Annotated in this window: 14 protein-coding genes; 7 read left to right on the top strand and 7 right to left on the bottom strand. The window is 64.0% G+C overall.

Going from position 1 to position 21,532, the window contains the following annotated elements; genetic code table 11:
* The first annotated feature begins 393 nt into the window (after positions 1–393).
* Positions 394–7,776: a hypothetical protein gene (locus tag RMN73_RS01430; protein ID WP_309601537.1), complete on the top strand. Its 7,383-nt coding sequence runs from the start codon at positions 394–396 to the stop codon at positions 7,774–7,776.
* Positions 7,777–7,823: 47 nt separating this feature from the next.
* On the top strand, positions 7,824–8,990 hold the full coding sequence (locus RMN73_RS01425) for an aminoacetone oxidase family FAD-binding enzyme (protein ID WP_309601536.1): 1,167 nt from the start codon (positions 7,824–7,826) through the stop codon (positions 8,988–8,990).
* 1 nt (position 8,991) lies between these two features.
* On the opposite strand, the gene RMN73_RS01420 is transcribed toward RMN73_RS01425, so the two are convergent.
* Together RMN73_RS01420 and RMN73_RS01415 are read right to left on the bottom strand one after the other, a co-directional pair.
* Positions 8,992–9,909 (bottom strand): DnaJ domain-containing protein, encoded by a 918-nt coding sequence (locus RMN73_RS01420; protein WP_309601535.1) that lies wholly within the window; start codon positions 9,907–9,909, stop codon positions 8,992–8,994.
* Entirely contained in the window at positions 9,906–10,160 is a 255-nt protein-coding gene (locus RMN73_RS01415; protein WP_309601534.1) for a 4a-hydroxytetrahydrobiopterin dehydratase, read from the bottom strand. Before RMN73_RS01415 ends, RMN73_RS01420 begins: the two co-directional genes overlap by 4 nt.
* An 81-nt stretch (positions 10,161–10,241) precedes the next feature.
* Here RMN73_RS01415 and hppD point away from each other — a divergent pair, with 81 nt between their 5' ends.
* The 3 genes from hppD to paaD are packed head-to-tail and all read left to right on the top strand — an operon-like array spanning position 10,242 to position 12,987.
* On the top strand, positions 10,242–11,345 hold the full coding sequence (hppD, locus tag RMN73_RS01410) for a 4-hydroxyphenylpyruvate dioxygenase (protein ID WP_309601533.1): 1,104 nt from the start codon (positions 10,242–10,244) through the stop codon (positions 11,343–11,345).
* 5 nt (positions 11,346–11,350) lie between these two features.
* Positions 11,351–12,553: a 3-oxoadipyl-CoA thiolase gene (pcaF, locus tag RMN73_RS01405; RefSeq protein ID WP_309601532.1), complete on the top strand. Its 1,203-nt coding sequence runs from the start codon at positions 11,351–11,353 to the stop codon at positions 12,551–12,553.
* A complete protein-coding gene (gene paaD, locus RMN73_RS01400) occupies positions 12,550–12,987 on the top strand; it encodes a 1,2-phenylacetyl-CoA epoxidase subunit PaaD (protein ID WP_309601531.1) in 438 nt (145 codons plus the stop codon). The genes pcaF and paaD overlap by 4 nt, the downstream gene beginning before the upstream one ends.
* On the opposite strand, the gene RMN73_RS01395 is transcribed toward paaD, so the two are convergent.
* The 3 genes from RMN73_RS01395 to RMN73_RS01385 are packed head-to-tail and all read right to left on the bottom strand — an operon-like array spanning position 12,984 to position 16,356.
* The gene (locus tag RMN73_RS01395) at positions 12,984–13,901 is read right to left on the bottom strand and encodes a chorismate synthase (RefSeq protein ID WP_309601530.1); all 918 of its coding nucleotides are present in this window, start codon (positions 13,899–13,901) and stop codon (positions 12,984–12,986) included. The genes paaD and RMN73_RS01395 overlap by 4 nt on opposite strands.
* Positions 13,898–15,178 (bottom strand): 3-phosphoshikimate 1-carboxyvinyltransferase, encoded by a 1,281-nt coding sequence (aroA, locus tag RMN73_RS01390; protein WP_309601529.1) that lies wholly within the window; start codon positions 15,176–15,178, stop codon positions 13,898–13,900. The genes RMN73_RS01395 and aroA overlap by 4 nt, the downstream gene beginning before the upstream one ends.
* Positions 15,175–16,356, bottom strand: a complete 1,182-nt coding sequence (locus RMN73_RS01385) for a 3-deoxy-7-phosphoheptulonate synthase (RefSeq protein ID WP_309601528.1) — start codon at positions 16,354–16,356, stop codon at positions 15,175–15,177. The genes aroA and RMN73_RS01385 overlap by 4 nt, the downstream gene beginning before the upstream one ends.
* A gap of 74 nt (positions 16,357–16,430) precedes the next feature.
* Between RMN73_RS01385 and zwf the strand changes: the two genes are divergently transcribed.
* Both zwf and RMN73_RS01375 read left to right on the top strand, forming a co-directional pair.
* Entirely contained in the window at positions 16,431–17,888 is a 1,458-nt protein-coding gene (gene zwf, locus RMN73_RS01380) for a glucose-6-phosphate dehydrogenase (RefSeq protein ID WP_309601527.1), read from the top strand.
* A gap of 114 nt (positions 17,889–18,002) precedes the next feature.
* On the top strand, positions 18,003–18,773 hold the full coding sequence (locus RMN73_RS01375) for a DUF2569 family protein (protein WP_309601526.1): 771 nt from the start codon (positions 18,003–18,005) through the stop codon (positions 18,771–18,773).
* On the opposite strand, the gene RMN73_RS01370 is transcribed toward RMN73_RS01375, so the two are convergent.
* On the bottom strand, positions 18,745–20,088 hold the full coding sequence (locus RMN73_RS01370; RefSeq protein ID WP_309601525.1) for a hypothetical protein: 1,344 nt from the start codon (positions 20,086–20,088) through the stop codon (positions 18,745–18,747). The genes RMN73_RS01375 and RMN73_RS01370 overlap by 29 nt on opposite strands.
* Before the next feature lie 65 nt (positions 20,089–20,153).
* Positions 20,154–21,245 (bottom strand): glycosyltransferase family 87 protein, encoded by a 1,092-nt coding sequence (locus RMN73_RS01365; protein ID WP_309601524.1) that lies wholly within the window; start codon positions 21,243–21,245, stop codon positions 20,154–20,156.
* Between the last annotated feature and the right edge of the window lie 287 nt (positions 21,246–21,532).

The raw sequence follows: 21,532 nt of genomic DNA, 5'->3' as shown, positions 1-21,532 counted from the left end.
ATAAAAAACCCCGCCGAAGCGAGGGGGCTAGGGCGGGGCGGCGGATGGGCCGGAGCGAATGGACGCGCTCAGCCGAACTCCACCACCTTCGTATAATAAAGGGTGCGCGCATTGTTGTGATCGGGGTGGAGCGTTGCATTCATGGGGCATGGATATCGCACTGGGACAGTGAACGCCACCTTTATCAAGAGTCGCTTATTAACCACCTCAAAACGCCAATATTTATTTTGATCCGATTAACAAAAATTCATTGATCCGTAACCGACTTAATGCAATCGCGCTTACTCGCCCTAAGGGGGGCTTGTACGCGTTTCATCTGATCCGTCCGGCGAGGATTCGCCGCTCGCGGTCGATCAGCCCGCACAATCTCCTCACCAAAATGGAGATTATGCCGTGGCCCTGTCGAACCGTTCCAACCCGCTCATCAACTCGCGGCGCCTTGCAATTCTCCTCGCTTCGACCGCGCTGGTTGCCGGTCCCGCTGCGGCGGCAACTTATAACGTCACCGACGAAGCCAGCCTGATCGCCGCGATCAACGCCGCCAACGCCAGCGCGGGTAGCGACACGATCATCCTCGACAACGCGATCACGCTGACCGGCGGACTGCCGACGATCACCGATCTCACCACCTTCAACACCGGCGCATTTGCGCTAACCGGCGTGTCGGGAAACGTCGTCACCTTTACGGGCAACGGTAACGTATCGCTGATCAGCGGCGGCGCGATCAGCGGCGGCAGTGGCGCGATCCTGGTCAATGGCAGCGGCGGGTTCACCGTCGACAATGCAGCGGGCGGTACGATCAGCGGCACGACGCAGGCGATCCAGTCGGCCGGCCTCGGTGCCACGACGATCAACAATGGCGGCGACATCACCAACGGTATCGTCTCGACCGGCGGCGGCAACCTCATCATCGACAATGCGGCCAGCGGCAACATCGTCCGAGTCGTGTTCGGCTCGGCGATCGATTTGTCGAATGGCGGCGCGCTGACGCTGACCAATGCCGGCGATGTGGTTGGTTCAGGCTGGGGCATTGTCGGTCGCAATGCGGGCGACAGCATCACCAATTCGGGGCGCATCGCGTCGGGCACGATCAGCGGCGACACCATCACGAGTGGTGGCAATCAGGGGGTCTTGCTCGCATCGGGTGGTAGCGTCACCAATCTGGCGGGCGGCCAGATCCTTGGTACCACCGCCGTTCAAACGAGCGGTGTCACCAGCGTCACCAACGCCGGTTCGATCACCGGCGGCACCGGCCAGTTCAATCGCGGCGTCTACTTCACGACCGCCGGAGGCACGCTCGACAATCAGCTGGGCGGCACGATCACCGGCGGTCGCGGCGTCCAGGCCACGGGTACCGCAACAATCACCAACGCGGGCACGATCACCTCCAACTGCGCCGCCCCCAGCTTCCAGTGCACCGCGATCGTCCTGTTCAACGGCGGAACGATCACCAATGCCGCGACGGGCGTAATTACCAGTTCGGGCCGCGGCATCGGCGGCCAAGGGGCCTCGACGACGACGGTCATCAATAATGGCTCGATCACCTCGACCCTCGCCAATGATATCGCGGTCATCCTGTTTGGCGGTGGTTCGATCACCAACAATGCGACCGGCACGATCGCCAACGCCAATGGCTATGGCGCGTACATCTTCAGCACCGCTGGCTCGATCGCTAACGCGGGCTCAATCACCGGCCAGTTCGGCGCGTCGATCGACAGCACTAGCGGAACGGTCACCAACAGCGGCTCGATCGCTGGCACCAATACCGGCGTCAGCGGCTTCAATGCGACGCTCGGCCTGACCAATTCGGGCCAGATCAGCGGCGGCACCTATGGCGTGTTCGGCAATAGCGGGGCGACCAATGTCACCAACCTGTCGGGCGGGACGATTTCCTCATCGGGCGGCGCGGGCATTTATACTAATACTGGTCCGCTGACCGTCGACAACCAGGTTGGCGCATCGATCAACGCGAACAGCGACGGTATTCGCACTGGCGGCACGGCCAATGTGACCAATGCCGGCATGATCGTCGCCACCAACAGCGCCGGGGTGAACGCCGGCGGCGCACTCACGCTCGACAACAGCGGGACGATCGATGGCGGCAACAGCGGCCTGTTCCTCAATGCTGGCGGTATGGTCACCAACAGCGGTTCGATCATCAGCAGTGGCACGGGCGGCGCCAACCAGGACGGGATCAGCGCGTTCGGTGCCCTGAACCTGACCAACAGCGGCTCGATTTCCGCTGCCGGAAACGCCGGCGTGGTCGCGTTCGACAGCTTGCTGACGGTCAACAACCAGGCCGGCGGAAACATCACCGGCGGCGGCAGCGTGTTCGGCTTTGCGATCAACGCCAAGGTGGGTCTCGACCTGACCAGTGGCGGCACCCTTACGGCGGGCAGCGGGACGACGACGGCGGTGCTGGTCGATGGAAATACCACCATCAATCTGCTCGCCGGGTCGATCACCAACGGAGATATCGTCGCTATCGGTGGCGGATCGCGCGCGATCAATGTCGATGGCGCGCTCAATGGCTCGATCGACGCCAGCGCCGCGACCAGCAACAGCAATGTCACGCTCGGCACCGCCGGATCGCTGACCAATGTCCTGTTCGGCAGCGCCGACGACAGCTTCACCACGTTCGGTGGCACGATCGGCGGCACGCTCGATGGCGGCGCGGGCAATGACCGCTTCACCGCCGATATCGCCAATGGCGGTTCGTCGTCGTTGGGCCTCGACGCACTGATCGCGTTTGAATCGATCGAGAAAATCGGCCTTGGAACCCTGATCCTGACCGGCACCTCGGCCTCGCTCGATGCCGCAATCTTCGCCGGCAATGGCTATAATGACGATGGCCTGCTGATCTTTGACGGCACCACCGGTTTAACCGGCGACATTTACGTCAATGGCGCGATCATCCGCGCCAACACTGCGGGCGCGTTCGGCACCGGCACGATCCACACCATCGACCCGACCGTCCAATATGCCGCGACCGGCACCTATTCGAACAACATCCTGCTGTCGGTCCCGGGCGACGGCAGCCTCGATCCGACCCGCCTCGAAGCCTTGAACAGCGCGACCGCGACGCTGACCGGCTCGATCACGCAGGATCCGATGGTTGGCGATCAATATGTCACCATCGGCGGTAATGGCACGATCGTCCTGACCAACACCGCCAATCTGTGGGCCGGGACGACGACCATCGATAGCGGCGCGACGCTGCAGGGCGCGAGCGACACCATTTCGGGCGGTTCGATCGTCGTGGACGGCGCGCTCAATTACGTCCAGCCCGCCAGCGGCACCGTCGCTCAGAATATCAGCGGATCGGGCCGTATCGGCGTCAGCGGGCTTGGCGCGGGCGAAACCCTGACCTTCGCCGGCAACCTCACCAACAGCGGCATCGACCTCAACGACGGTTCGACCATCGCCATTGGCGGCACGGCCAATGCCACCAGCGGCATTGCGGTGCTGATCAATGGTGCTGGCGCGACCGTCAACGTGCTCGACAATGCCTCGGTCTCCACCGGCAACACACCGGCGATCTTTGCTCCGGTCAACGCTGCAACGGTCAACAATCTGGGCGCGATTGCATCGACCAACGACATTGCGGTCAATCTTGCTGGCGGCGGAGTCATCAACAACGGCTCGGCGACCGACTCCAACGCGTCGATCACTGGCGGCTTCATTGGTGTCGCCTCGGGCAATGCCTTGCTGACCGTCGACAATTACGGCCTGATCCACGGCACGTCGCTCGACGGTATCAACAGCCCGATCCTCAACCTCACCAACCGCTCGACCGGGCAGATCATCGGCGACAGCGCGATTGGCGTGCGCGGCACGATGGTGACGATCACCAATGCCGGTCAAATTGTCGGCCGCTCTGCCGGCGTTCAGTCGAACGGTGCGATCAACCTGACCAACTCGGGCCTGATTGGCTCGGGCACGCTCAGCGGCACGACCTTCAGCTACTCCGACGGCAATGACGGCGTACAGGCGCTGAACGGCGGCATGATCAACAACCTCGCCGGCGGCCAGATCTTGGGCTCGATCAGCGGCATCTACACCACCGGCGCGGCGCTCAGCGTCACCAACGCCGGGTTGATCAACGGCGCCAACGCCAACGGCAATGGCGGCTTCGGCATTTACACCGTTGGCAATGGCCTGACGCTCAACAATCTCGCTGGCGGAACCGTCAATGGTGCAACCAATGGCATTGCCGACCTCACTGGCAATGGCCTCGCCATCACCAACGCCGGGACGATCAGCGGCGACACGGCGATCTTCAACCAGACCAATGGCGCGACGATCAACAATCTCGCCGGTGGCCAGCTCAATGGCGTCACGCAGGCGATCGTTGCCAACGCCGCCTTCACGCTGACCAACGACGGCTCGGTCACGGCCAACAACACCGCCATCCTGACCTCGGGCGGCGGCACCATCATCAACCGTCTCGGCGGGACGATCAACGGCGGATCGGCGGCGTTCCAGTCGACCGGCGTTGCAGCGACCACGATCACCAACTCGGGCGATATCACCGGCGGCGTGGTCTCGACCGGCGGCGGCAACCTCAACATTACCAACAACGCCAGCGGCAACATCGTCCGCGTCGTGTTCGGCTCGGCGATTGACATGTCGAATGGCGGGCGCCTGACGCTCAGCAATGCGGGCGACATAGTCGGGTCGGGCTGGGGCGTGGTCGGCCGCAATGCTGGCGATGTCATCACCAATTCGGGGCGCATCGCCTCGGGCACGATCAGTGGCGACACGATCACCGTGGGTGGCAATAACGCGATCCAACTCGATCAAGGTGGCAGCGTCACCAACCTCGCCGGCGGCCAGATCAGCGGTAACGTCTATGGGGTGATCAGCTACAACCGGCTCATTCTCGACAATCGGAGTGGCGCAAGCATCACGTCCAACATCGAGGCGGTGACGTCCACGGGTGCCAATTCGACCGTCACCAACGGCGGTGCCATCATGAGCGGCACCGACGCATTCGACTATGGCGTATATCTGCTTGGCGCAAACTCGAGCGTGACCAACAATGTCGGCGGCACCATCACTGCCGCCCGCGCCGTCCAGTTCAGTGGCGCCAATGACGTGCTCAACAACAGCGGTACGATCACCAGCACGGCCGCCACCGCGTCGCAGGGTTATGCCGCATTGTTCTTCAACGGCGGCACCGTCAACAACTTCGCCGGCGGCCTGATCGACGGTCAGTATCGCGGCGTCTACATCGCCGGCGGCCTTGGCACCGTGACCAACGCCGGCACGATACGCGCGGCGATCGACAATGGTGTCAGCCTGTTCGGCGGTGGCACGGTCACCAATCAGCTCGGCGGCACGATCACGGCACTCGGCAGCGGCGGCTGGGGCATTTACGCCACGGGCGGCGCGGTCAATCTGACCAATGCCGGGCTGATCAACGCCGACACCGGCATCGTCACCAACGCCAATGGCGCGATCGTCACCAATAGCGGGACGATCAATGGCACAGTCAACGGCGTGATGAGTTACAGTGGAACGAGCCAGTCGTTGACGAACAGCGGGACCATTACCGCCACCAACGGCGCCGGCGTGAATGCCGGCGGTGCGCTGACTCTCGATAATCGCGGTACCATCCGCACCAACTCGGCCAACCCCGTCGATGGGGTCACGGTATTCAATGGCGCCGCGGCAAATATTACCAACTCGGGGACCATCTCGGCCGCCAATGCCTCGGGCATCGCCGTCACTGGTGCCAGCAGCATCACCAATTCGGGGACGCTCACCGGCGGTAACAATGCCACGTTCGGCTATGGCGTCCAGTTCGCGGCCGGGTCGAGCGGATCGCTCGTCAACCAGTCGGGCGGAACGATCGGCGGCGGCACCGGATCGGTGCTGGTGGCGACCGACAATGCGGTCAGCATCGACCTCCAGGCCGGATCGATCACCAATGGCACGATCCTCTCCGCCGGAGCGGGATCGCGCATCGCCACTGTCGCGGGCGCGCTCAACGGCGTCTATAACGCTGCGGGCGGCACCGGCATCGATACCTTCACTTTGGCCTCGACCGGAAGCCTCGGTGGCGCCCTGCTCGGCACCGGCAATGACAGCTTCACCTCATTTGGTGGCGCGATCAGCGTTAATGTCGATGGCGGCGCAGGCACCGACAGCTTGCTGTTCAACGTCGCTGGCTCGGTCACCTACGCCGGCAATTTCACCGGCTTCGAAACGGGCAGCAAGATCGGCGTCGGTCTCGTCAACCTGACCGGCAACAACGTTGTTACGGCAATGGCGATCAACGCCGGATCGTTGGCGATCAACGGATCGCTGGCGTCGAACGTCAGTGTCAACAATGGCGGCCGTCTCGGTGGCAATGGCCTGATCACCGGATCAGTTTCGATCCTCTCGGGCGGGATCCTCGCGCCGGGCAATTCGATCGGCCACCTCACGGTCAATGGCCCGCTCAGCTTCGCGGCCGGGTCGATCTTCCAGGTCGAAACCACCCCGACCGCGGCCGACAGTGTGAGCGCCACCGGCAACATCACGATCAACGGTGGCACCGTCCAGGTGCTCGCCACCGGCACCGCCTACAATCCGCTGACCCGCTACACGATCCTCGATACACCGACATCGGTCACCGGTACCTTCGCCAATATCACCTCCAACCTTGCCTTCCTCACCCCGGGCCTCGAATATAATCCGCGCTCAGTGGTGCTGGTGCTACGCCGCAACGACATCAACTTCACCGATGTTGCGGCCAACCCCAACCAGGCGGCAGTGGCCGGGTCGGTCCAGTCGCTCGGCGTCAGCCCGCTCTATGACGCGGTGCTGGTCCAGTCGGCGGATGGCGCGCGGCAAGCTTATGATGCGCTGTCGGGGGAAATCTACACCTCGACCCAGACCGCCATCTTCGCCAAGCGCGACCGGCTGCAGGATGCGATGGCCAGCAACCGGCTGCGCAGCGACGGGATGAGCCTGTGGCTCGATGCGGGCAAGAGCTGGGGTACGTTCGACCATTCGACCGCGCGCGGCAATGCGACTACCTCGACCGATACCAGCGACCTGCTCGGCGGCTTCAACTGGACCCGTGGCCCGATCACAGTCACGCTCGCCGGTGGCCGCGTGATCGACAAGATCGAAATCGACGATCGCGACAGCAGGGCCAAGGCCAAGAGCTGGTTGTTCGGCGGCCAGCTGGCCTATGGCGCCGATCTCGGCATCCATGCCGTCGCGGGCGGCAATTATGCCGCGCACAAGGTGTCGACCGATCGGGCGATCATCTTCCCGGGCTTTGCCGAGACCGCCTCGTCGAGCCGCAAGGGCAATGGCTATCACCTGTTCGGCCAGCTGGGTTACGCCAGCATGGTAAGCGGGGTCACGATCGAGCCGTTCGTCGGCCTCGCGCGTAGTCATTTGAAGCTTGATGCTTTGTCCGAAAATGGCGGGCTTGCTGCGCTCGACGTGGCCTCGGTCTCGCGCAACCTGACCACCGCCCAGCTCGGCTTCAAACTGTCGGCAGTGGCCGATCTCGGCTGGGCCAAGCTCACCCCGCGCTCGACCATTGCGTGGCAGCGGGTGATGGGCGACACGACCGGCCGGACGACCAATGCCTTCCAGTCGGGCGGGGTCGATTTCGACATCACCGGCGCGGCGCTGGCGCATAACGCGGCCAAGGTCGGTCTCGACATGGATCTCGACTTCGGCGCGGCCAGGGTCACGGCCGGCTATGCCGGGACGATCGGCGGCGTTGCCAGCGACCATACTGCCAAACTCGCGTTTCAGTTGAAGTTCTAAGCCAACGGGCAGTTCGCATTCGCCGCCCCGTGCGATAGGGGCGGCGGATGGGAATTTCCGGCCACTATGACGCGATCATCATCGGGGCCGGTGCCGCCGGTCTGTATTGCGCCGCGCTCGCCGGGCAGCGCGGCCGCCGAGTCCTGCTGATCGACCACAACGACACGCCCGGCGCCAAGATATTGATCTCGGGCGGTGGCCGCTGCAACTTCACCAACATCGGCGCGGCCCACGACAATTTCATCTCCGTCAACCCGCACTTCGCCAAGTCGGCCTTGTCGCGCCACACCCCGGCGGACTTCATCGCCCTGGTCGACCGGCACGGCATCGCGTGGCACGAGAAGACGCTTGGCCAATTATTCTGCGACGGCTCGGCGAAACAGATTGTGGCAATGTTGCTCGCCGAATGCGCTGTTGGCGGAGTCTCGCTTGCGTTCGGCGCCTCCGCCAGTGTCGAGCATCGCGATGGCCAGTTCCACGTCAATGATGCCACCGCTCCCGCTTTAGTGCTCGCCACCGGCGGCCTGTCGATCCCCAAGCTCGGCGCGACCCCGTTCGCTTACGATACCGCGCGCCGCTTCGGCCTCAAGATCGTCGAGCCGCGCCCCGCGCTCGTCCCACTCACCCTGTCGGGCGACGAGGCATTGTTTGCCACGCTCTCGGGTGTCGCCACCGACGTTGTCGCCCGCGCCAACAAGGGCAGCTTTCGCGAGGCCGCCTTGTTCACCCATCGCGGCCTGTCCGGCCCCGCAATCCTCCAAATCTCGTCCTATTGGCGCAATGGCGATGCCGTCGAAATCGACTTCCTCCCCGATCTCGCGCCGGGCTGGCTCCGCGCTGCGAAGCGCAAAGATCCGCGCTCGACCCTCCGCCGAACCCTCGCCAGCCACCTCCCCGCGCGTCTCGCCGAGACCCTCGCCGACCAACTCGCTTTGTCGTCAGAATTCGCCAATGTGCCCGACCGCGCGCTCGATGCTGCCGAGGCCCGCCTCGCCGATTGGCGCTTCACCCCCAACGGCAGCGAGGGGTTCGCCAAGGCCGAAGTTACCATCGGCGGGATCAGCACCGCCGAACTTTCCTCGCAGACGATGGAATCGAAACGTGCGCCCGGTCTGTTCGCCATCGGCGAAGCGGTGGATGTGACCGGCTGGCTCGGCGGCTATAATTTCCAATGGGCGTGGTCGAGCGCCTTTGCGGCGGCGCAGGCGCTGTAGTTCAGCGAAGCGGTTCGCTTGCGACGATCGCCGACACTTCGCGCTGCAGTCGCAACATCTCCGATCGCTTGCACGAATCGGCGGCGCAGGCTGCGCGGCGAACGACGAACAGGCTCCGCGATTGCTCGAGTGCGGCGCGCTTGCGGGCATCGCCATAGCGCCACGACTGGCCGTAAAACGACATGACGAACTGGTCGAGCGAAGCGAGGTCGCCTGCGGTCACCGGCTTGGCCACCGCCACCGGTTTCGCCGCCAGCCGCGCCATCGGCTTCGGCACGACCGCCGCCACCGTGGCGACAGCCTTGGGCGGGGGCTGGACCGCCGCAACTTTCTCCACCGGCGCGCGGGCGCCAACCTTGGCCTCCACAACCTTGGTAACCGCGCGCTTGGCCGTAACCGGCTCGGGCAATGGCGCTGGATAAAGTTCGGACACCAGTTCCACCGGCTCGACTTTCGGCACCGGCATCACCACCGGTGCACGTTCCGCCAGTTCGATGACAGGCGGCGGGGCTTGTGGTACGGATCGCTTTAGTGTTTTCGCCACTTCAGTCCCGACATCTGCCAATCGGTCGGGTGGCATTACCGCAGTTGCACCGGGCCGCATCATTACCGCCCCTACCACGGCGAGCCCCAACCCGGCGGCCACCACGACCGCCGCTGGAAGTGTTCGCTTGGGCCGTGCGGCGATGGCCACCGCCGCCTCCCGCACACGCCGCCGGTCCCAGTCATATTCCTGTCGTCGGTCGAAATCGCCGAGCACTTTATAGGCCGCGACGATCGCCTGCGCACGCTCCGCCGCCATCGGGCTGGCATTCCGATCGGGATGATATTCGCGCATCAATGCCAGATAAGCCGCGCGGATCACCGTGGGCTGGGCGGTCGGCGTTACCCCCAATATGGCATAATGGTCCTGGCTCACTGGCCCGCCAGTTTGTCGATCGCGCGAGCCAGCGCCGCATCCCGATCGGTCACCCCGCTGGCATCATGGCTGGTCAGCCGGAAATCAACCTTGTTCCAAACCGAGGTGAATTCGGGATGATGATCGATCTTTTCGGCGTGCATCGCGACCCGCGTCAGAAACCCGAACGCTTCCGAAAAATCGGCAAACGCAAAGCTTTTGTCGATTGCCTTGCCGTCGGCGCTCGCTGCCCATCCATCCGGAATATCCATTCGCGCTTCGTAGCATCACGCCGCCAACCTTGAAAACCATGCTCCACCGGCGCAAGTGGGCGACAAGCCAAGGAGTCACCAATGTCCACCACCGTATCGCCCAAGCCCTCAATCGAACTCGGCCCGCTCGGCCTCGAGAATCCGATGGCTACCGACGGCTTTGAATTTGTCGAATATGCCGCGCCCGATCCCGAATTGCTGCGCGCCTTGTTCACCAAGATGGGCTTTCCGGCGGTCGCCGGGCACAAGCGCAAGGACGTCACGCTCCACCGTCAGGGTGACATCAACTTCATCATCAATGCCGAGCCCAACAGTTTCGAGGCGCAATTCGCGGCCGATCATGGGCCGTGCGCCTGCGCGATGGCATTCCGCGTCAAGGACGCCAAGGTGGCGCACCAGCGCGCCTTGTCGCTCGGCGCGACCAATGCGCTGACCGACATCCAAGCCGGCGAACTGCCGATCCCGGCAATCGAAGGCATTGGCGGATCGCGGCTCTATTTCGTCGATCAATATGGCGCGAATGGCTCGATCTACAACACCGATTTCGACTTCTTCGACGGCTGGCAGGAGACCATGGAGGCGGCCGATTCGCGCCTGACCTACCTCGATCACCTGACCCACAATGTGAATCGCGGCAACATGGCGACCTGGGCCGATTTCTACGAGAAGCTCTTTAACTTCCGCGAGATTCGCTATTTCGATATCGAAGGCAAGGTTTCGGGCCTGTTCTCAAAGGCGATGACCAGCCCGTGCGGCAAGATCCGCATTCCGCTTAACGAAAGCCAGGACGACAAGAGCCAGATCGAGGAATATCTGCGCGAATATAAGGGCGAGGGAATCCAGCATATCGCGCTCGGTTCGGACGATATATATAACGCGGTCGACATCCTCGGCGCGCGCGGCATTCCGTTCCAGGACACCCCCGACACCTATTACGAACTGCTCGACGAGCGTATCCAGGGCCATGAGGAATCGCTTGAGGAACTGGAGAAACGCAACATATTGATGGATGGCGCACCGACCGAGGGGCAGGGGCTGCTGCTGCAGATTTTCACCCAGAATGTGATCGGCCCGATCTTCTTCGAAATCATCCAGCGCAAGGGCAACGAAGGCTTCGGCGAAGGGAATTTCAAGGCCCTGTTCGAGAGCATCGAGTTGGATCAGATTCGTCGAGGCGTGATCTGATCCGCATGACCGACGCCTACATCTGCGACGCCATTCGCACCCCGATCGGTCGCTACGGCGGTGCCCTCTCCTCGATCCGCGCCGACGACCTCGCCGCCATCCCGATCCGTGCGCTGATCGATCGCAATCCGGGCGTCGACTGGGGCGCGCTCGACGATGTCATCCTCGGCTGCGCCAACCAGGCGGGAGAGGATAATCGCAACCTCGCGCGGATGGCCGGGCTGCTCGCCGGCCTGCCCGACAGCAGCGGCGGGGTGACCCTCAACCGGCTGTGCGGCTCCGGACTCGATGCGGTGGCGATGGCGGCGCGTGCGATCCGTGGCGGCGATGCCGATCTGATCATCGCGGGGGGCAGCGAAAGCATGAGCCGCGCGCCGTTCGTGCTGCCCAAGGCGCAGTCGGCGTTCGACCGCAATGCCGAGATTTATGACACCACCATCGGCTGGCGCTTCGTCAATCCCAAGATGCGCGAGGCTTATGGCGACGACACGATGCCGAGCACGGCGGAAAATGTCGCCGACGATTTCCACATCAGCCGCGAAGACCAGGACGCATTCGCGATGCGCAGCCAGCAGAAGGCCGCCGCCGCGCAAGCGTCCGGGCGGCTCGCGGCTGAGATTGTCGCGGTCGCCATCCCGCAACGCAAAGGCGATGCGGTAATGGTTGATACCGACGAACATCCGCGCCTGACAAGCCTCGACCAGCTCGCCGCCTTGAAGCCCATCGTCCGCACGGACGGCACGGTGACGGCGGGCAATGCCTCAGGCGTGAACGATGGCGCGGCCGCGCTAATCATCGCGTCGGAGGCGGCGGCGAAGCGCCACGGCCTTGCCCCGCGCGCCCGCATTCTCAGCACGGCCGTCGCTGGTGTTCCGCCGCGCATCATGGGCATTGGCCCGGCCCCGGCTTCCGCCAAATTGCTCGACCGGCTGGGACTGCACATCGACCAGATCGACGTGATCGAGCTCAACGAGGCCTTCGCCGCGCAGGGGCTCGCCGTGCTCCGCCAGCTCGGGATCGCCGACGATTCGCCCAAGGTGAATCCCAACGGCGGCGCCATCGCGCTCGGCCATCCGCTCGGCATGTCGGGCGCGCGCCTCGCACTTACCGCAACCGAGGAACTCCACCGCACCGGCGGCAAGCTGGCTCTGTGCACAATGTGCATCGGCGTCGGGCAGGGCATCGCGATGGTGCTGGAACGCGTGTGACCGACAACCCGATATGGGATGTGCTTGGCGCAGTGATGGATCCCGAGATCCCGGTCATCTCGATCACCGATCTCGGCATCGTCCGCGACGTCTCGCTAGCGCGCGTGCTGATCACCCCGACCTATTCAGGCTGCCCCGCCAGCCACGCGATTGAGCAGCTCATCCGTAATGCACTGGATTCAAACGGCTTTCGCGACGTCGCCATCGAAACCACCCTCGCGCCGCCCTGGACCACAGACTGGATGACCGAGTCCGGCAAGGCCGCGCTGCTCGCTTACGGCATCGCTCCGCCAGATACGGCTCGCAGTGCGACTTGTCCCCAATGCGGCTCGACCGAAACCGTCGAGATCAGCCGCTTCGGCTCAACCCCGTGCAAGGCGCAGTGGCGCTGCACCGCCTGCCTCGAACCGTTCGATCGCTTCAAATGTCACTAACGCGCGGTCTGTCCCCGATGCAGCAATTTGTGATCGGCCAGCACTAACGCGACCATCGCCTCGACCACCGGCGCACCGCGTATCCCGACGCACGGGTCGTGGCGTCCACCAATGCCGATGCTCGACGTCGGCTTGAACGCCACCCGCACCACGATCGGCCGCCCGGTCGATATCCCCCCGTCGATCCCACTCGCCGCCATCGCCTCGCGGCTCGCACGGCCGCTCGTCGTCGCCGCGCCGAATCCTTCGCCAATCTCGACCGCCTTGACCGCATTGATCCCCATGCACGCCCCCGCCAGCTCGGCGTCGAGCTTGGCATAGACCGGCGCGCCCCAGCCTGTTGGAACCCCGCTAGCGACGCATTCGACCAAGGCGCCAAGACTATCGCCATCGGCCTTCGCCGCGCTGAGCATGTCGGCCCATTTCGCCTCGTTCGCCTCACCCCCGATCGCTACGACCTTCGCCACGATCTCGACCTCGGGAATCACCAGCCGCGCCACCGCCCCGCCGGCGACCCGCATCGCGGTCTCGCGCGCCGACGCCCGCCCGCCGCCACGCGGATCGCGCACGCCATATTTGGCGTCATAGGCTGCATCGGCGTGGCCGGGTCGGGGCGGCGCGTCGGCGGGATAGTCGCCGCTCCGCGCATCGACATTGTCGATCATCATCGCGATCGGCGTCCCCGTCGTCCTCCCCTCGTAAACCCCCGACAATATCCGCACCCGGTCGGGCTCATTGCGCGGCGACACCGCGTCCGACGTCCCCGGCCGCCGAAGGTCGAGCCAGCGCTGCACCAACGCTTCGTCGATCGTCAGCCCCGGCGGGCAACCATCGACGACACAACCGATCCCAACCCCGTGGCTTTCCCCCCAGGTCGTCAGTCGAAACAGGCGCCCAAAACTGTTGATGCTCATCCGATGTCCGCCCCAAGGCCACGCATCGAGTCGACGAAGTCGGGGAAGCTGGTGGCGATCATGGCGCCATCGTCTACGCTGACCGGCCCGTCGGCGGCCAGCCCCAGCGTCAGGAACGCCATCGCGATCCGGTGGTCGCCATGCGCCAGCACCCATCCCCCGCGCGCCGAGCCTCGCCCGAAAATCCGCAGCGTGTCGCCGTCGGCCAACGCGGTCACCCCGCACGCGATCAGCCCGGCGAGCGTCGCGCCGAGCCGGTCGCTTTCCTTGACTCGAAGCTCGGCCAGCCCGTGAATGACGGTCTCGCCATCAGCCATCGCTGCCGCCACTGCCAATGCGGGGATCTCGTCGATCATCGCCGGAATGCGTTCGGCAGCGACGGTCACGCCCTGCAACCGGCCATGGCCGATGGTGAGATCAGCCAATATCTCGCCCGATACGATCCGTTCGTTGGCAAGCGCGACCGCCGCGCCCATTTCCTCAAGCACTTCAAACAATCCGGTGCGCAGCGGGTTGACCAGCATGTCGCGCACCGTGACCGACGATCCGGGGATGATCGCCGCCGCCGTCAGTGCGAAGGCCGCCGCCGAAGGGTCAGTGCCGATGGTAATGGCACAAGCGGCCAACTCGCGCTCCGCCCCGAGCGCAATCCCGCCATTCACCGCTTCAACGATACAGCCAAACTCGCCGAGCATGATCTCGGTATGATTGCGGCTGGCGACCGGCTCGGCGACCCGCACCGGGCTCGAACCACTCAAACCCGCCAGCAGGATCGCCGATTTGACCTGCGCCGAGGCGGGGATACTGGTGAAGTCGATTCCCCCGAGCCGCGCACCGTGCGCAGTCAGCGGGAGCGTGTCGCCGCCCTCGATCATCGCGCCCATCCGGATCAGCGGCGCGACCAGCCGCCGCATCGGCCGCGCGGTGAGCGAGGCGTCGCCAACGAAGCTTGCACTAACCCCGGCCATCCCCGCCACCGCGCCGATCAGCAGCCGCGCGGTAGTCCCGCTGTTGCCGCAATCAATTGGCCCGTCGGGCGTCCGCCACTTGGCGCCGCGCATCCGCCATTGCTCGCCATCCTGCTCAACCACCGCCCCAAATGCCTTTACCGCGCGCATCGTCCGCATCACATCCTCGGCAGAGTTGAGATTGGTGATGACGCTCTCACCCTCGGCCATCGCGCCAAGGATCAGCGCGCGGTGCGAACAGCTCTTGTCGCCGGGGATCGCCGCGATGCCGGTCAGGTCATTGCCCGGCCGCGCGGTGAGCTTGCTCATGCCGGCTCGGGCACCAGACCGGCGACCAGCTGCACCAGTTCGGCGGCCTGTGCCGCGTTGAGCCGTGGATCGCACAGGCTTTGGAAACTATGTCCTGTGCTCGCCGCCTCGTCGGGGCCAACGCACTCGATAATCTTTTCGGCGCTCATCTCCAGGTGAAGCCCGGCGGGATGCACCCCGCTCGCCCGCGCGATGGCGAAGAAAGCGCGGGTCTCGGCCAGCATGTCGCTCACCCGGCGAACCTTGCGCGACCCCTCGATTCGGCCATTGCCATGCATCGGGTCGATCATCCACAGCACGCGCCGCCCGGCGCGCCGGGTCGCCTCCATCAGCGCGGGCAGGTGCTGCTCAATCGCTTCCGCCCCAAACCGCCCGATCAGCGCAATCTTGCCTGGCTGGTTGGCGGGATCGATCCGGTCGAGCAGGCGGATCAGTTCGTCCGCGCTCTGGCTTGGCCCGCATTTCACCCCGACCAGGTTTTCGATCCCCGACGCAAATTCGACATGCGCCCCATCGTCCTGCCGCGTCCGGTCGCCAATCCACACCATATGCCCTGACGTGGCCCACCAGCGCCCCTCGTCATCGCACCGCGCCAGCGCTTGCTCGTACGGCAGCAGCATCGCCTCGTGGCTGGTAAAGATTGGCGATCGTCCGATCCGCGCCCCTGCGAGCAATTGCGCCGTCTCAACCGATTGCGCATGGATCGCGATCATTCGCGCCGGGTCGGGCTCGCGTGCGGCGGCGGTGAAATCGCTGCCATTGATCGCGTCACCGCGATAGGCTTGCAACGCGATGATTCCGCGCTGTTCGACTGCGCTGCTACGCGGCTTGGCGAATTGCCCCGCGATCCGCGCAATGTTCACCAGCGGTTGCGGCAAGTGTGTTCCAAGCTGGTCGAACAAGTCGCTAATCCCGGCCACCGCCGGTCCTTGCGGCTGGCCGAGCGTCTCGGCGCAATCCCCGCCTTGCAGGATGAAGCCGTCGCCCGCCGCGACCCGCGCCGCCAGCGCCCTAAGCGCGGCACTATCCTCGATCGCCACGACCGGCGTAGCCGTCGCCAGCGCGCGCTCGACGTCCAACAACAATTCCCGATCGGCATAATCTGGCTGCTGTACGGCCGGACAGGCGCGCCACCCCGCCGGGCTCCACGAATCGGCTATCTGCGGGGCGGCAATCATCCAGCCCCCTTATCGAATAGGAATGCAGAACAAAATTCGCTGCCATTTCGCGCTTTGCTTGTTACATCGGCCCCATGGCTGACAAATCCACCGCATTCCTGATGTTCGGCGCGACCGGCGACCTGGCCCGGCGCATGCTTCTTCCCTCTCTCTACGGACTCGATTCGGACGGGTTGCTCGCCCCCGATCTCAACATTGTCGGCACCGCGCGCTCGGACCTCGATGGCGACGGCTTCCGCACCCTCGCCCGCCAGGCGCTCGGGGAGCATTTGCCCGACGGCTTCTTCGATGAAGAAGTCGCGGCCCGCTTTCTCGCCCGGCTCGATTACGTCCCGCTCGACATCAACGACGAGCAGAGCTTTGCCAAGCTCGCCAAGGCGGTGGGCGACAAGGAACCGCGCCTCGCCATCTTCCTGTCGACCGCGCCGAGCTTGTTCGAACCGGTCATTGCCGGGCTGGAGTCGGTCGGACTGGCGACGGACAACGTGCGCCTCGCGCTCGAAAAGCCGCTCGGCTCCGACCTTGCGTCGAGCAAGGAAATCAACGACGCGGTCGCGGCCCGCTTCACCGAAGACCGGATTTTCCGGGTCGATCATTATCTCGGCAAGGAACCGGTCCAGAATTTGCTCGCGCTTCGATTTGCCAATTTGATGTTCGAGCCTTTGTGGAACAACGCCCATATCGATCACGTCCAGATCACCGTTTCCGAAGCGGTCGGGCTCGAAGGGCGGGTCGATTATTATGAAGGCGCGGGCGCACTTCGCGACATGGTCCAGAACCACATGCTGCAATTGCTGGCCTTGGTCGCGATGGAGCCGCCGACCGATTTCGACCCGACCGCGGTCCGCGACGAAAAGGTCAAGGTGCTGCGCGCGCTGCATCCGATCAGTGCCGCCGATGTCGCCAACGACAGCGTTACCGGCCAATATGGACCGGGCGTGATCGATGGCGTCGCGGTCCCCGGCTATGACGGGGAGCTGGGCCGCGACAGCCAGACCGAGACGTTTGTCGCACTCAAGGCCGAGATCGACAATTGGCGGTGGCACGGCGTGCCCTTCTACCTGCGCACCGGCAAACGGCTTGCGGCGCGGCGGAGCGAGATCTTCATCCAGTTCAAATGCATCCCCTTTTCGATCTTCGCCGCCGGCGGGGCCAAGACCTCACCCAATAAATTGATCATCTCGTTGCAGCCGGAGGAGACGATCGGGCTGGCGATGATGGCCAAGACCCCCGGGCTTGACCGCAAAGGCATCCGATTGCGTGAGATCCCGCTCGACCTCGGCCGCAACGACGCTTTTGCCGACCATCGCCGGCGGATCGCTTATGAGCGGCTGTTGCTCGATCTGATCGAGGGCAATCCGACGTTGTTCGTCCGCCGCGACGAGGTCGAGGCGCAGTGGCAGTGGATCGACGGCATCCGCGCCGCGCTCGCCGTCGCCAAGATCACGCCCAAACCTTATGCGGCGGGCACGCGCGGGCCGGTCGCGGCGACCGAATTCGCCAAGCGTCACGGATTCACCTGGCACGATTAGGTTGCGCACGAGGGCGGTTGGGGGAACCGCAACCCCCTCCGGCTCATTTACCACATCATAAGGCTCGGCGTTTAGGGAGGACGCGCTAGCAACCAAAAAAGGCGCGCGACTCCAATGTTCGACTCGATGACCCGCAAGATGCACGCCAAGTCGGCCGCGCTGTTGGTTTCGATCGAATCGAGCCTCGACCGGATCATGATCTATTGGCTGCTGGTGGCGGGTCTTGTCGCTGCGGCGAGGATCTGGATCACTCCCATCCCAACCGGGATCGATGCCGGGACCATCGCCCCCTATGTCCTGCTGATCATCGCGCCCTTTGCCTCGATGGTACTGGCATTGCGCTGGTTTCACGACGGCGACCGATTGCCGCAACCGATCATTCGGCTGGCGCGGGTCAGCAAGTGGCGTTCGCTCGATCGGCTGCAGGCGCTTCGCCATCCGCTTTACGGCGCGGGCGGGATCATGGTGTCCCTGCTGATCGGGATGTTGCTCAACGTGCCGGTGCGGGCGGTGGAATATTTCGCGGCCATGCCGCCGATTGCGGGGCCGGTGCCGCAATGGCTCGATATGCTTCGTTTCATGATGACTTTGGACGTTGTCTTGATGTCCAGCTTGTACTGTATTGCCTTTGTCGCGGCGCTTCGCCGGGTGCCGTTGTTCCCGCGCTTGCTGGTCGCGATCTGGGCGCTCGATCTGGCGATCCAGGTGGGGACCGGGCAGCTCGTGGCCAGCATGGCCGACCTTCCCGCCACCGTCGCCGACGCGCTTCAGCCGGTGCTGACCGGCAATATCAAAAAAACAATGATCAGCATTGTGTTGTGGATGCCCTACCTCCTCCTCTCCACCCGCGTGAACGTCACGTACCGTCACCGGGTGCCGGCCTGAGCCATCTCCAGCGGATCGCGGTCCACAGGGCGGCGAAGGGAGCCAGCCAGACGATCCGGCTCTGATAGCGGTCGTGGACGTCGGACAAGGCCCCGGCCATCAACGCATTGGCGATAAGCGCGACCAGGATTGCGGCGATCAGGCTGGCGGCCTGCCGGTCGCGTTTTCGGGAAGCAACGATCAGCATTGGCACTAACAGCAATTGGCCAACTAGCGCGGGTGCCCAGGTGACCCACTGGACCAATGGCCGATCGACCGTTCCGCGCAACTGACGCGATTGGCCAATCGGTTCGGCAAGTGCGGGGCGGACGGCAATCAGTCCGTTCATTGCACTTTCGCACACCGTTGGACATTCATCGTCCAGCACCTGAAAATGCGCCAATTGGCGGAGCCCGCCGCTTACCGCATTGCGGCTAAAGGCCAGTGGTTCGTCGCGGATGCTGCCGCGTACAGCTTCGTCCAGCATGTCGATCCAGCGCCATGATTCCGGCTGTCCGACGCGGCGGTGAATAAGGGCGGTCAACGGAGAGGCTGCGTCGTCCCACAATGCTTTCTGGCTATCGCGCGGCAGCGATTGGCGGATGGCGCACAGCTCTGCGGGGGCGTCGCGGCCACAATGGCGGTCTAGCCAGCGCGGCACCAACCCGTCCTCGTTCAACCGTGCGAACAGGAACAACGGGCTCATCGGCGCGATCGACCAGCGGCCGAAATAGGCGCCATTGACCGCCACATGCGCGCTTGCGACAGCGGCCACCACGACTGCCGCCGCCACCGCCCGCGACATAAGCTCGCGCCCCGCAACGCGGCCAATTGCCAAGGCCGCCAGCACCGCCACCACGACCGCAATGAACAGCCCGAGATGCGTATAATGGACCAAGGCCAGGAAGCCCGCGCCAAGCCAGGACAGAGCCGTGCCCGGTGCCTTGAGCTCGCTCGATGTTGCAACCCAGACCAGCAGCACCAATCCGCCGGTCATCGCATCGGGCATCAATTGCGACACGTGCCAAGGCAAGGAAGTCACCAGGATGATGGCGAGCATCGGAAGAGCCACCGCCGTAAGCGGCAAGCGGGGCGCAATCCGTCGGACGGCAATCAGCAGGATGGCGGCGATCAGCGCCGCCTGCAGCGCCACCGCGATCCACAACCCTGCGATCGGCGACGCCGTCATCAGGATGGGTTTCAGCGCCAAGCCATAAAAACCGGAGCGATCGAGCGTCCAATATTGGCCATAGCTGACTCCGAGATAGGCGGTGGTATCGGGGAAGATCAGCGGGAAGCCATTGTAAGCGGCAGGCAACAGCAGTGCCGCCGCCATTCCCATCGACAGAATGATCCAACGGCCAACTGGAGAAGTATCCGCGGGGGCGTCCAAACTCTGGATCATACCGGATCGCTCGCAGTGCCGGCCGTTGCTCCATCCCGGTCCGGCAAGATCATGGCGACCAAAGCGGCGATCACCGCCAATGGTATGGCATTGGGGCCGGGATAGCCGACATTCCGGAGCAGCGGGACGAGTGCGAGGCACCAGACAACCATTGCCCAGCCGGGCTTGCGCATGGTCAGCCAGGCGAGCGGCGCGGCGAGCAGCACGGCGTCGTAAGTGAACAAATAGGGCGAGATCAGCAACGTTGCGGCGGCGAACACCGGGACCTTGCATGCCCAGTCATTGCGCCAGGCAGTCCAGACAATCAGCGCCGCAATCGACGCGATCCCAATATGAACTGACAACGCAACGCCATGCCCTGCGCCCGACCAGCGGACGAGGGCGTAACTACTCGCCAGTTCATTCCAAGGCCAACGACCGTCTTGGAGCAATGACGAGTAACGTAGCAGGACGTCGGCAAACCCTTGGTAAGCTCCAAAACCGAACACGAAAAAGGCCAGCGCAATCAGGCAACTGGCTGACGCCGCCGCGCCAATCAATGCTTTCCAATGCCCACCTGCGACCAATGCAAGCGGCAGCAGCATCGCTAGCTGGGGCTTGATGACCATCAGGCCGAAGATCGCACCCACCAGCCACGGGTGCTGCGTCAATTGGCGCAACCCGATCAGCAGGATCGCGGTAGTGAGAAAGCCATTTTGCCCTACCAGCGCATTGGCGGCAGCGGGCGGGCAAGCCAAGGCAGCGCGACGAGGGGACCCTGTTGCGGCCAGGTAAAGCCCGCCTGTCGCGATGCTCCAGACGGCAAAGGCGCTGCCGAAGGATATGAGACCAAAAGGCGCGATCAGCAGCAGGAAAGGCGGCGGGTAAGCGAGCGGCATGAGCAAGCCAAAGCCGGACATCTGCGATTGATAGGCTTGCGCTGCATTGCCGGCGAGCACCAGCTGCGCGCCGGTCCAGAAACTGAAGAAGTCGATTGGCGGCGGATTGGTGAAACTGGTCCAGCACGCCAGCATGAGTAGAACTGGGAACACCGTCGCCGGAAGCAGCAGGAATTGGTGCACCCATGTCGAGGCCGGTGATTGCTTCATCCACTGCACGGCAGCCCCCCGGCACCAATTCGATTGCAAGCTACACCGAACATGCCGTTTGTAAAATCGATTTAAGGGCTGGAAAGGCCGACGAATTGCCCGAGTCGCGAAGTGGCTAAATGGCGGCAATTGGCCGATAATTTCTCATCGTTGTGCGTTCCAAATGGCCAGACCAGTTAATCGACTGTTCGAATTTGGGACGATTTCGCACTCTACCTGCGGTAACCTTTTTGACAAAAAATAGTTCATATTCAAAAGCTTACATTGAACAGGGAAATTCGCCGTAC

It is taken from the genome of Sphingomonas sp. (assembly GCF_031372575.1).
Classification (GTDB): domain Bacteria; phylum Pseudomonadota; class Alphaproteobacteria; order Sphingomonadales; family Sphingomonadaceae; genus Sphingomicrobium.
Note: the sequence above shows the minus strand (reverse complement) of the source record. Positions and strands in the feature narration are given on the sequence as shown.